Source organism: Sediminibacterium sp., from assembly GCF_030695065.1.
Taxonomy (GTDB): domain Bacteria; phylum Bacteroidota; class Bacteroidia; order Chitinophagales; family Chitinophagaceae; genus Sediminibacterium.
The window spans coordinates 633,245-644,961 of record NZ_JAUYTR010000011.1; the positions used below are offsets into that span (position 1 = coordinate 633,245).

Annotated in this window: 12 protein-coding genes; 4 read left to right on the forward strand and 8 right to left on the reverse strand. The window is 36.9% G+C overall.

The annotated features are described in order from the left end of the window. Positions 1 to 105 precede the first annotated feature (105 nt). The gene (locus Q8S25_RS06635) at positions 106 to 1,248 is read right to left on the reverse strand and encodes a glycosyltransferase (protein ID WP_305536030.1); all 1,143 of its coding nucleotides are present in this window, start codon (positions 1,246 to 1,248) and stop codon (positions 106 to 108) included. Between the two features lie 142 nt (positions 1,249 to 1,390). Here Q8S25_RS06635 and Q8S25_RS06640 point away from each other — a divergent pair, with 142 nt between their 5' ends. Both Q8S25_RS06640 and Q8S25_RS06645 read left to right on the forward strand, forming a co-directional pair. Then, on the forward strand, positions 1,391 to 1,855 hold the full coding sequence (locus Q8S25_RS06640; RefSeq protein WP_305536032.1) for a MarR family winged helix-turn-helix transcriptional regulator: 465 nt from the start codon (positions 1,391 to 1,393) through the stop codon (positions 1,853 to 1,855). A 27-nt stretch (positions 1,856 to 1,882) separates the two neighbouring features. After that, positions 1,883 to 3,673, forward strand: coding sequence for an acyl-CoA dehydrogenase family protein (locus Q8S25_RS06645; protein ID WP_305536034.1), 1,791 nt, complete (start codon positions 1,883 to 1,885; stop codon positions 3,671 to 3,673). A 92-nt stretch (positions 3,674 to 3,765) separates the two neighbouring features. On the opposite strand, the gene Q8S25_RS06650 is transcribed toward Q8S25_RS06645, so the two are convergent. The 7 genes from Q8S25_RS06650 to mqnC form a co-directional block, all read right to left on the reverse strand. Further along, positions 3,766 to 4,308 (reverse strand): murein L,D-transpeptidase family protein, encoded by a 543-nt coding sequence (locus Q8S25_RS06650; RefSeq protein WP_305536036.1) that lies wholly within the window; start codon positions 4,306 to 4,308, stop codon positions 3,766 to 3,768. Positions 4,309 to 4,402: 94 nt separating this feature from the next. Next, positions 4,403 to 5,266, reverse strand: a complete 864-nt coding sequence (locus Q8S25_RS06655; RefSeq protein WP_305536039.1) for an outer membrane beta-barrel protein — start codon at positions 5,264 to 5,266, stop codon at positions 4,403 to 4,405. Positions 5,267 to 5,278: 12 nt separating this feature from the next. After that, positions 5,279 to 6,352 (reverse strand): anti-sigma factor, encoded by a 1,074-nt coding sequence (locus Q8S25_RS06660; RefSeq protein ID WP_305536041.1) that lies wholly within the window; start codon positions 6,350 to 6,352, stop codon positions 5,279 to 5,281. After that, on the reverse strand, positions 6,352 to 6,837 hold the full coding sequence (locus Q8S25_RS06665) for an RNA polymerase sigma factor (RefSeq protein ID WP_295189792.1): 486 nt from the start codon (positions 6,835 to 6,837) through the stop codon (positions 6,352 to 6,354). The genes Q8S25_RS06660 and Q8S25_RS06665 overlap by 1 nt, the downstream gene beginning before the upstream one ends. Positions 6,838 to 6,978: 141 nt before the next feature. Then, the gene (locus tag Q8S25_RS06670) at positions 6,979 to 7,452 is read right to left on the reverse strand and encodes a hypothetical protein (RefSeq protein ID WP_305536043.1); all 474 of its coding nucleotides are present in this window, start codon (positions 7,450 to 7,452) and stop codon (positions 6,979 to 6,981) included. Positions 7,453 to 7,457: 5 nt separating this feature from the next. Next, positions 7,458 to 7,901, reverse strand: coding sequence for a hypothetical protein (locus Q8S25_RS06675; protein WP_305536045.1), 444 nt, complete (start codon positions 7,899 to 7,901; stop codon positions 7,458 to 7,460). Positions 7,902 to 8,000: 99 nt separating this feature from the next. Continuing rightward, positions 8,001 to 9,167 (reverse strand): cyclic dehypoxanthinyl futalosine synthase, encoded by a 1,167-nt coding sequence (gene mqnC / locus Q8S25_RS06680; protein WP_305536047.1) that lies wholly within the window; start codon positions 9,165 to 9,167, stop codon positions 8,001 to 8,003. A 78-nt stretch (positions 9,168 to 9,245) separates the two neighbouring features. On the opposite strand from mqnC, the gene Q8S25_RS06685 reads away from it, so the two are divergent. Continuing rightward, positions 9,246 to 10,439 carry an aspartyl protease family protein gene (locus tag Q8S25_RS06685; protein WP_305536049.1) on the forward strand — a complete coding sequence of 398 codons (1,194 nt, stop codon included), beginning with the start codon at positions 9,246 to 9,248 and terminating at the stop codon, positions 10,437 to 10,439. A gap of 38 nt (positions 10,440 to 10,477) precedes the next feature. Then, positions 10,478 to 11,713 carry a pitrilysin family protein gene (locus Q8S25_RS06690; protein ID WP_305536051.1) on the forward strand — a complete coding sequence of 412 codons (1,236 nt, stop codon included), beginning with the start codon at positions 10,478 to 10,480 and terminating at the stop codon, positions 11,711 to 11,713. Positions 11,714 to 11,717 lie beyond the last annotated feature (4 nt).

Below are 11,717 nucleotides of genomic sequence, written 5' to 3' on the forward strand. Positions count from 1 at the left end.
AGAAATACACCAATAGATTATGCTTCGTCTGCTACTAGCCCCCTTTATTTTAGCTGCAATGTTTATTTATGCCTGGTTCCCAGACAAGTCATCCAAAGATAAAAACTAATTTACGGTCCTGTTCTTCCATTGATATTTTCCAAACTTACCCAGCCAACCTGCAATCACGGTATAAACAATATGAAAGGGTTGCATGATCGGAAAAAATACCAATGTCTTTTCCAGCTTAAAAAATTGAGCAACTGGCAATAAAAAATACAGCTCTATCAAGGTTTTGATGGCAATGATCCAAACTGTCCAAAACAACAATTCATTTGAAAAAATACCAACCAATAATCCAATTAATAAGGAAGCATTGAATAAATAGACCAATAACAACACTCCAAATATCTTTTGATCATTGTAACTGTCTGCCTTGCTTGCCCACCGAATACGCTGTTGAATAAAGGAAGTCCAATTAGGCATTGGAGCAGTTTTAACAATCATTTCATTCGAAAATAAATAAGCCAGCCTACCCGGAAATGCTGTTTTCATTTTATGCATCAACAACATATCGTCTCCACTAGCCAAGTGATCAATCCCTTTAAATTTACCAACTGCTTCAAATGCTGTTTTACTATAAGCCAAATTTGCGCCATTGCACATACTATGCGAACCCGCTGATACAGCGGCGGCTGTAATCCCCTGTAAACTCAAAAAATCCAATACCTGAAAAATACCACTAAATCGACCGTTCTGTGTAAACATCACTGGCGCTGCAATAAATACAGGATCCTTTGCTAAAATCATAGCATTGAAATAGTATAACCAATTGGGTGGAACCAAACAATCTGCATCGGTAGTAACGATCCAATCGCCTTTCGATTTATCTACTGCTATTTCAATGGCTTTTTTCTTAAATGCATTGGTAGCTTTACCACCTAAATAATCTTTGAGATAAATCAACTGAACTTGTGGGTATTGTTTTGCTAATTGAGCAACTATTAGCGGAGTATCATCGGTTGAATGATCATCTACCACTATAATTTCATACAGTGGATAGGACTGCGCTAAAATGCTTTGAATACATTTTTCAATATTGTCCAATTCATTGCGCGCGGGAATAATAATAGAGAAAAATACAGTTGGCTCAAATGCCCCTGTTACTTGGAATGGTTTTAAAGCATTGAACCAATACCGATAAACCAGTATAAGGCCAATATATAAAGTAGCCAAAACCCCACTGATAATCATAAACCAATACTCCATTCAGGCAAAGAAAACCATTCTTCTTGAATCAAGACTTAGTTAAATATGCGCCGACTAAGCCAAATGACTCAAATTTCATGAAATTATTCTTGGTAGTATGGAAGAAAGAAACCAATTTTGAATTAGTTGCATAACTAACTATATGCCAAACAACCATTTTAAAAGAGGAGAATTATACAGCGTCATCAATGGGATGGCTTCTACAGCTGTGGCCAGAAGGTTACAGAAGAATTTCCGCAATGCCGGATTAGAAATCACCATTGAACAATGGAGTGTATTGTATCACTTATGGAAACAAGATGGCTTAAGCCAGCAAGAACTTTGCAATCGTACATTTCGTGACAAACCCAGTATTACCAGACTCATTGATAATTTAGAGAAGCAACATATGGTTAAAAGAGTAGCGTCTCCTACTGATAGAAGAATTAATCTGGTTCAACTTACAGATGCTGCAAAAGACCTGCAACAAATTACAATTGATCTGGCTAATCAAACTATGGCTGAAGCATTGGTGGGTGTAGATAAGAAAGACATTGAAACAGTAAAATCGGTTTTTCAGAAGGTATACGACAACCTTACGTTAACACCTATAGAACAATTGAATTAAACACTTTAACATACAAAACAATTAACGATGGAAGCCACAAACAAAACAAAAGCCCTCTTGGGCGGAGAATGGATCATCAAGGAAAGCAATCCTCATGAAACTTTCATTCCGGAAGAATTTAATGAAGAGCAGACCATGGTCATGGATATGTGCCATCAGTTTTTAGATGCTGAAATTTTACCCATTGTAGATCGTATTGATAAAATGGAGCCAGGATTGGTAGCATCATTAATGCAAAAAGCAGGTGAGCAAGGTTTGCTGTCTACTTCTTTTCCTGAAGAATATGGTGGACTAGGTAAAGATTTTATTACTTCTACCATTGTGAACGAAGGAATGGGGGGTGGTTATTCTTTCTCTGTTGCCGTTGCAGCCCACACTGGTATTGGTTCTTTGCCCATCTTATATTTTGGTACCGAAGAACAAAAACAAAAATATATTCCCAAGTTAGCTAGTGGAGAATGGAAGGGTGCTTATGGATTAACAGAGCCCAACAGTGGTAGTGACGCCTTGGGTGCCAAAACCACTGCTAAATTAAGCGAAGACGGAAAACACTATTTATTGAATGGCCAAAAATGTTGGATCACCAATGGTGGTTTTGCAGATGTGTTCACCGTATTTGCTAAAATTGATGGAGATAAATTCACTGCATTTATTATTGACCGTGGAACAGAAGGATTTACACAAGGACCTGAAGAACATAAAATGGGTATCAAAGGTTCTTCTACTGTTCAATTGTATTTCCAAGATTGTAAAGTACCAGTAGAAAACGTTTTAGGTGAAATTGGCAAAGGACATATCATCGCTTTCAATATTTTAAATATTGGTCGTTTAAAATTATGTGCTGCAACATTGGGTGGTGCAAAAAAAGCAACTGATACTTCTGTTCAATACGCTAAAACAAGAGAGCAGTTTAAACTACCCATTGCTAAGTTTGGAGCTATTCGTCATAAAATGGCTGAAATGGCAATACGCTTATGGGTTTGTGAATCTGCTTTGTATCGTTCTGCTAAATGGATTGACGATAAAGAACATGAGTTGGCAGCCAGCGGAAAATCATTTGCAGAAGCCTTATTGGGTGCTGCAGAAGAATATGCAATAGAGTGTGCTATGTTAAAAGTGTATGGTAGTGAAGTATTAGACTTTGTAGTGGATGAAGGTGTTCAAATACATGGTGGTAATGGATTCTCCGATGAATATGTAATTTCTAAAGCATACCGCGATAGCCGTATCAATAGAATTTACGAGGGCACCAACGAAATCAATCGTTTGCTAACTGTAGATATGGTATTGAAACGTGCAATGAAAGGCAAGCTAGACCTAATGGGACCAGCCATGTCTGTTCAAAAAGAATTGATGAGTATTCCAGATTTTGGTGCAGAAGAGGAAGGTACTTATGCAAAGGAATTAAAAGCAATTGCTAATTTCAAAAAAGCCATTTTAATGGTAGCTGGGGCTGCTGTTCAAAAACTAATGATGCAGCTAGACAAAGAGCAAGAGATCTTGATGAATATTGCAGACATGGCTATTGAAGTATTCCATGCAGAAAGTGCTTTATTGCGTGTAATGAAATTGGCTTCTCTAAAAGGAGACGCAGCAATAGCTACACAAATTGATATCATGCGTACTTATATGTACGATGCGGCAGATCGCATTAACAAAGCGGGTAAAGACGCATTAAATAGCTTTGCCGACGGAGACGAGTTGCGTATGATGCATATTGGATTAAAGCGCTTTACCAAAGTAGAACCTTTCAATTGCAAAGAAGCACGTAGAAGAATTTCCGATCGTTTAATAGCCGATAATGGATATAAAATTTAAGGTTCGCTAATACAACAAATCCCCGCTCCGATTAATCGAGGCGGGGATTTTTATTTTTATTCTATGATGCTGCGTATCTAGAATTGGGAAACTTATCTGCGAATTTCAACGCGAGTTCCTACAGGCAATAAATCAAATAACTCCTGTACATATTTGTTTTTCGTACTAATGCATCCTTCGGTCCAATTTCTATATTGGTCTATAGCATAATCGTCATAAGGCACAGTACCATGGATTCCAATCTCTCCCCCAATTTTTGCATTGGCTGGTATAAGTCCTAATGCTTTGCGTTGATTAAACTTGGCATAACTTTCTGCAGTGGGATAATCAATGAGCATAAAACGTTCCCATTTAGCATGTTTGCGTTTACCCGTAATATGAAATACACCTTCTGGTGTTCTTCTGTCTCCTTGGTATAATTTATCACCTAAGTCTTTACTTCCAAATACTACCGGATAAGATGCCAGCCACTCACCGTCTTGGTCGTAAATTTTTAATTCATACTCACTCTTAATAATATATACCGAATAGGAATCCTTATCTGCTTTTGCAGAATCTATTACCCGATGCTTTCTAAATGAAGTGGTAAGGGTAATGCCAGCTAAAAATAATATCCAGTAGAGTGCCCTTTTCATAATTGCTGATTAATAAACGAAAATTAACCATTCCAATTGTGGAGCAAATGTTAATTCAAATTCACTTAACAAAGATAACTAATTGAAGCATTGATTACCAAGTGCTTAAGCGAACCCCAATTGCGTAAGGAAATTGTTCAACCCTGGTAATATCCTTCTGCATTTTGTTTAGGCTGTATGAACCATATAAACGTACAGGACCCAATCCTACTTCTCCAATAGCCGCTAAACGGAAGGGCTCCATGTAAAAGTCGGCCTTCTCTTTTTGCTTGCCTCTTTCTGCACTTATTTGTTTGTTGCTGCTAGAAATTAGGTAACCTGCACTAACCCCTGCACTAAAACTAAATCCCTTGCGTTTGTCTGGTGTAGTATTAATATTGATCATGAATGGAACAGTAAGGTAGCCAGCATACAATTTATTCTTTGAAAAAGAAATGGAATCATTAAATACATAAGGTGCTGGATCGTTGTTGTAACTGATTTTAGAATCGTAACGGAAATTATACATTTCCAATCCTAATCCGTATTTAAGGTTCAAGACATTCTTACTGATATTTAATTTCTGCATAAAGAACCAAATATTCACGTTAGAAGACTTGCGGCTGTTTAAACGGTAGCTGTTTTCATTAACAGGTCCGTCTTGTGGACGAAGCGTTTTAAAATAAGAACCTGCTTGTGCAAAACCATAATTGGTATTGTCTCGCAAATTGGCAAATCCTAAATCGAGAATCCACCAGTTGGTACTTAAATTTTTACGCTTGGCAGGTCTGCGCTCTACACGCAATAGATTGAAATTATCTCTATTAATTCTTGAAGTACCTATAGTATTATCTTCAGATCCTTTCTTTTTGATGATTACGAAATTACCCACTTTAATAGTGTCCGTTTCTTGTGTTGACTGAGCGGTTGAACTCAAGGCAATACATACCATTGCCACCATGCTTAGAATGCTTTTCATACTTTTTTGCTTTTACTTTTTTTGACGAGTGTCTTCTTCTTGTTTGGCTTTTGAACGGAATATCGTTCCTGCTTTGCGGAATAGTCCGCGCAATTTATCTTTATTTATTTCTAATGCCCCTATAAAAAGGCTTTTATCTTCTTCAGCATCTTCTAAAGCCGTATACACTGGTTTAGCTTCTTCAAAAGCCGCATCTGACTTTGTTTCTGCTGGTTCAATATTGGCTCCTTGATTGTTTTCAATATCATTTCTTCCAACAATTAAATTGTCAGAAATTGCTGCCTTATTAGTTGCGATTGGATTGTTCTCTACTTTGGCAATAACATGTTCTTCTTTTTTAGCTGGCTCATCATTAATAATTGTTACCAAAGAATTGTTGCTTATGATAGGTTGGTCTGCTTTGATATTACTGTAGGGCTTCTCTGTTTGAACCGAAGCTTTAGGATCTACTTCTACCACTATACTCTTAAGCGTTTCTTCATTGGCTACTACCCTTTTTTCGGCATTGTTTACAGGCTCAGTACCTAGCATTTCTGGTTGCGTTCCATTTATTTCTATGGTCGTTTTTAATTGATTGGTTGGAGCCAACATCCAAACAGTAGCAATTAATCCAATCACGGCAGCAGCACTTGCATAACGCATCCAACGCATATAAACTACTGGACGTTTCTGCTCTTCTTTCCTATATAATACTTCTTTATTATTGAATACCCATTCTTCAGGGGCCAATTTGGTTTGAACCAATAATTCAAAAGCTGCCTGCAAATTGGGATGCTGTAAAATAAATAACTCTACTTTTTCGCGATCACTAGGAGTTAATTCATTGTCAATGAACAATAAGAACCATGTTTCATAGTTGCTTAAAGTAATCTCATTGGTTGACTGCTTTAACAATTGGTCCTTCCCGTTAAAAATGATTTGCTCCTCTGGTACCAATATTGTGTCTTGCAATAATGCCAACTCATCTGCTAAATCTGGATGCTCCAACATAAACCGTTCTACAGCTACCTTCTCTTCGGGGGAGAGCTCTCCATCTACCCAAAGCAGAAAATATTGTTCGTAATTATGTTGGTTAATGGTAATCATTATAATACGTTTTCGGCACTAACCAAATAGTTTTTTAAGGTTAATCTTGCCCTATGCAAATACACTTTTACTTGACTCTCATTCAAATTCATAATTTGCCCTATCTCTTCGTAACTATATCCTTCATAGTCTTTCAACATCACCAAACTTTTCTGCGTTTCATTCAAACGATTTAAAGCTTCCATCAATGTTTTCTTTAATCCTGAATGCTGTTGGTACTGAATTCCTGTTTGCTCTTCAAATTCCTCTTTCAATTGCACCCTTTTATTTTTACGAATATGATCAATCATTTGATTGTACCCCACTGTAAATAAATAGGCTTTTGACTTAGCTGTTTCCACTTGATCTCTATTCCTCCAGAGTTTTTCAAAACTGGTTTGCACAATATCTCTTGCGTCTTCTTCATGCCGAAGATTTTTCACGATAAACCTGAAAAGGCCATCGGCATGGTTATTAACACATTCATTGTACTCAAACTCGGTCATACAAATAGAAACAGTTAGTTGGTTTGTACTTATGATACGAATAGCCGTTCATTATGTTACAGCTACTAAAAGAATTATTTAAAATTAGGCCGAATAGTCTGTGGGATACCTATAAATTGGTATGAAAGGGGCTAATTATACTTAATTGGTGTCTAAATTGAACGCAGCCCAAAAACCCCATTTTACAAATAGCCAAGCTAATACGCTGTAGGAAATTACTAACACCAGTAAGGACCCATAAAAATAGCTTTTGCCTAGTTTGGCTACCTTTTTTTGCTTCCCCTCCTCTTTGCTGAGTAGTTCTGTAATAATATTATTATACACCCCCCTGATTCTGTATAAAAAATAGCTCAATAAAAAAATGAGTAATGCCCCTATTACAAATGACAATTTGAATGCATTGAGCCATTCCCACATTAATCTATGTAAGTATTCAGGGTCTTTTTCTTTAAAAGCAACTAGATTAGTATAAATATAGTAACCATAAAAGGTGAGCACATTGGCAACCCAAACTATGCCTACCATCATGGGGCCTTGCGTTTTCGCTAGTACTACTCTTTGCCTATATTGACACCATAAATAATTGTGCGAAATGATTGCTCCAAATACCGTCATAGCTTTTAATAAACATATTTCATTAAATAAACCACCACCCCAGAAACAATTAAACAACTTAATAAAGAAAGATAAAAATATCGGCCGCCTCTTTTGGCTACAGCGTGTTTTTCTTCTTCTTCTAGCTTACTAAAGCGGCGTACAATATCTAAAAAAATGGCTTTACCACCGTATGCACCAAAGCTCATAAAATAAACCAATGCAAAAAATATAAAAATTCCTAACCTACCAGCCAGCTCCCAATATCTAATGAATGCAAGCACATCGTATACATCACTACTCTGATTGGTTAGCAACAAATAAACAATACCAATACCAATTAAGGTAAGTACGTTGCAAACCCAAGCCAAGCCAACCATATGTACCCCATTGGTTTTGACTGCAAGAATCTCCCTATGAGTTCTTACTACAGTGTAGTCATGACAAATTACGGATTCGAATATGTTCATCTTTTTCTGATTCGAAACAATTGAGGGTTTACTAAGCTAAAGTTACTTTAATTTAGTAAGAATCAGATTCATAAAATCAAAAAGCAGCTCGTTTACAATTTAATAATCAATGGTTTGCTCTACAATGGTATCGGGTATTTCCCTCCATCCATATTGCTGATTGCGTAATTGAGGTTCAAAGCCCGCCTCTTTAATTGCTTCCTGTATGGTTTTATAAGTAAACCGATGAGGAGCGCCAGCAGCACTCACTACATTCTCTTCAATCATAATTGAACCAAAATCGTTGGCACCCCCATGTAAACAAAGCTGGGCGGTCTCTTTACCCACTGTTAACCAGCTGGCTTGTATATTTTTAACATTCGGAAGCATGATTCTACTAATGGCTATCATTCTCAAGTATTCATCTGGTGTAGTTAAATTATGCACCCCTCTTATTTTGGTTAACAAAGTATCTACATCTTGAAATGTCCATGGAATAAATGCCAGGAAACCATTGGCATCAGTGGGTTTCATTGCTTGCACTTCTCTTATTCTAACTAAATGTATAAATCGCTCTTCCAAAGTTTCTACGTGTCCAAACATCATGGTTGCACTTGTAGTAATATTGAGTTTGTGTGCTTCGTGCATAATGGCCAACCACTCATCTGCCCCGCACTTGCCTTTCGAAATTAAGCGGCGTACCCGATCAACCAATATCTCTGCCCCTGCCCCTGGTAATGAATCTAAGCCAGACTCTTTTAATGCTTTTAATACATCATGATGGCTCATTTTTTCCAACTTGGCAATATGTGCTACTTCAGGGGGACCGAGCGCATGCAACTTAATAGTTGGATATTCTTGCTTTAACTGTCTAAAGGTTGTGGTATAAAAATCGAGGCCTAAGTTAGGATGGTGACCTCCTTGAAGCAAAAGCTGATCACCGCCATATTTCAATGTTTCCTCAATTTTCTTTCGGTAAACGGGCATTTCAGTTATATATGCTTCTGCGTGGCCAGGTATTCTATAGAAATTACAAAACTTACAATTGGCAATACAAACATTGGTGGTATTTACATTGCGGTCTATCTGCCAGGTTACTTTACCATGTGGCACTTGCTTTTTACGGAGTTCATCTGCTATATGCATTAAATCGGCTAAAGGTGCCTGCTCAAATAGGTACATTCCCTCTTCTACACTTAAAAAGTCAAAATCGAGGGCTCTCTGGTATAAATTGGCTAATTCCATCATAATTGTATAAGCAACAAAGTTAGGATAGATATGGTTCACCCAAAAGGATATCAACAAAAGAGCTCGCTTATATAATTATTCATCATTTTGCATAAAAAGCGATTAACTTAACATAGCATGAAACGGGTATTTGCCATATTGGTATTTTCGCTACTCTGCTTGCAACAGCTTAGCGCTCAGGAAGAATTTGTTCCTCCAGACTCCAAACTAATTACAAAGATTCCATTTTTTCAACTCAGCGGTGGTATCATCATTATAAAAGCACAGTTAGATGGATTTGCTGACTCCCTCAATTTTGTACTAGACACGGGTAGCGGGGGAATCTCTTTAGATTCAAGCACAGTAGAAAGATTGAAGATCCCTATTGCATTAAGCGATAAAACTATTCGGGGTATTGCCGGAGTTAAGCGGGTTTCATTTGCTTACAATCATACCTTACAAATGACGGGTATAGTGGTAAAGAACTTAGATTTTCACATCAATAATTATGAACTGCTTACCAGTGTTTATGGGGTTAGAATAGATGGGATTATAGGGTATAGTTTTTTAAGAAGGTATATAGTTCATTTAGACTTCGACAAAAAAATAATGGAAGTACATACACCGGGTAGATTTAAATATCCCCGAGGTGGACAATTGCTTAAACCTAATTTTAGTACGTTGCCTTTGTTACAAGCTCATGTAGAAGATAGCAAGTCTTTTTTGAACCGATTTATTTTTGATACCGGTGCAGGTCTTTGTTTTTTATTGTCTAGAGAATATGTAGATGACAGTTCCATATTTAAAAGCAAAAGAAAATATTATCCAACACAGGCAGAGGGCTTAGGAGGCAAAAAGAAAATGGAAATTGCTGTGATGAAATCGGTAAAAATTGGCAACTACAAGTTCAAAAAAGTGCCTGTACATATATTTGAAGACGATTTTAATGTTACCAATTACCCCACTCTAGGTGGGTTAATTGGGAACGACTTATTGAGAAGATTTAATATTACATTGAACTACCCCGAACAGAGTATCCATATTAAACCCAATGAACATTTTAGTGATGCTTTCGATTACAGCTATACAGGATTAGGCATTTATTTAGTGGATGGGCAAATAAAAGTGATTGATATTATTGAAGGCTCACCTGGTGACAAAGCGGGATTTAAAACAGATGATATTATTTTTTCTATAGAAAACAATGCTTCTAATAATATTCAGGCTTATAAGAACCTCTTTCAGAACTCTTTAGGAAAAATTAAAGTGGTGGTACTTAGAAATAATCTTCCTTTAATGTTAAACATGAATGTTAAAGACATTCGTAGGTAAGTAAAGATGAACTATTTTGCGCTCCGATACGCATTACTATGATTGAATACAACCGCTTTACCTTAGACAATGGCTTAACCGTTTTGGTACACGAAGACACTGCAACCCCTATGGCAGTAGTAAATGTTTTATATGATGTTGGGGCAAGAGACGAGCATCCTGAAAAAACCGGATTCGCCCATTTATTTGAGCACTTAATGTTTGGAGGCAGCATTAACATTGCAGACTACGACGAACCACTACAAAGAGCTGGTGGAGACAATAACGCATATACCACCAACGATTTAACCAATTACTATTGCCAACTACCCGCACAAAATATTGAAACTGCATTTTGGCTAGAAAGCGATCGAATGTTGAGCTTGGCATTTAGCGAGAAAAGTTTATCGGTACAACGTAAAGTGGTTTGTGAAGAATTCAGGGAACATTATATTAATAAGCCCTATGGTGATGTTTGGAAACAAATGCGCCATTTGGCATATACGGTTCACCCTTATCAATGGATGACCATTGGAAAAGAATTAAGCCATGTAGAGAATGCACATATTGATGACGTAAAACATTTTTTCTTTAAACATTATCGTCCAGTAAATGCAATTTTGGTAGTGGCAGGCAATGTAAAAACGGAAGACATTAAACAACTTGCTCAAAAATGGTTTGGACCTATACCAATGGGAGATAAATACATTCGTTGTTTACCACAGGAGCCGGTTCAAAATCAAGCCAGAAGATTAACTATTGAAGCGGAAGTTCCTTTGGATGCTTTTGTAAAAACCTGGCATATGGATGCTCGCTTAAACAAAGGTTATTATACTGCAGATTTAATTACTGAAATTTTAGGAGGTGGGGCATCTTCTCGTTTGTACCAGTCATTGGTTAAAGAACAGAAATTATTTTCAAATTTGGACTGCTATCATTTTGGCAGTCTAGATGCAGGATTATTAACTATAGAAGGCAAATTGGTTAAAGGAGTAGACATTAATAAAGCAGAGCAAGCCATTTCAGAACAAATTGCACAAATACAAGAACAACCAGTTGCTATTGCTGAATTAACCAAGGTAAAAAATAAAACAGAAAGTGTAATTGCATTTGAAGACATGAGCATTATGAGCAGGGCCAGCAGTTTGGCAATGTATGAATTAATGGGTGATGCATCTTTAATGAACACTGAATTAGAAAAATACCAGGAAATTAATCCACAAGACATTGTTGATTACAGTAAACAAATTTTTAGAGAAAGCAATAGCAACACATTACACTACCTGGCCAAATAAAGAA

Coding starts and splice junctions, on each gene's coding strand:
- Q8S25_RS06635 (WP_305536030.1), bottom strand. CDS start 1,248: ATGGAGTATTGGTTTATGATTATCAGTGGGGTTTTGGCTACTTTATAT.
- Q8S25_RS06640 (WP_305536032.1), top strand. CDS start 1,391: ATGCCAAACAACCATTTTAAAAGAGGAGAATTATACAGCGTCATCAAT.
- Q8S25_RS06645 (WP_305536034.1), top strand. CDS start 1,883: ATGGAAGCCACAAACAAAACAAAAGCCCTCTTGGGCGGAGAATGGATC.
- Q8S25_RS06650 (WP_305536036.1), bottom strand. CDS start 4,308: ATGAAAAGGGCACTCTACTGGATATTATTTTTAGCTGGCATTACCCTT.
- Q8S25_RS06655 (WP_305536039.1), bottom strand. CDS start 5,266: ATGAAAAGCATTCTAAGCATGGTGGCAATGGTATGTATTGCCTTGAGT.
- Q8S25_RS06660 (WP_305536041.1), bottom strand. CDS start 6,352: ATGATTACCATTAACCAACATAATTACGAACAATATTTTCTGCTTTGG.
- Q8S25_RS06665 (WP_295189792.1), bottom strand. CDS start 6,837: ATGACCGAGTTTGAGTACAATGAATGTGTTAATAACCATGCCGATGGC.
- Q8S25_RS06670 (WP_305536043.1), bottom strand. CDS start 7,452: ATGACGGTATTTGGAGCAATCATTTCGCACAATTATTTATGGTGTCAA.
- Q8S25_RS06675 (WP_305536045.1), bottom strand. CDS start 7,901: ATGAACATATTCGAATCCGTAATTTGTCATGACTACACTGTAGTAAGA.
- Q8S25_RS06685 (WP_305536049.1), top strand. CDS start 9,246: ATGAAACGGGTATTTGCCATATTGGTATTTTCGCTACTCTGCTTGCAA.
- Q8S25_RS06690 (WP_305536051.1), top strand. CDS start 10,478: ATGATTGAATACAACCGCTTTACCTTAGACAATGGCTTAACCGTTTTG.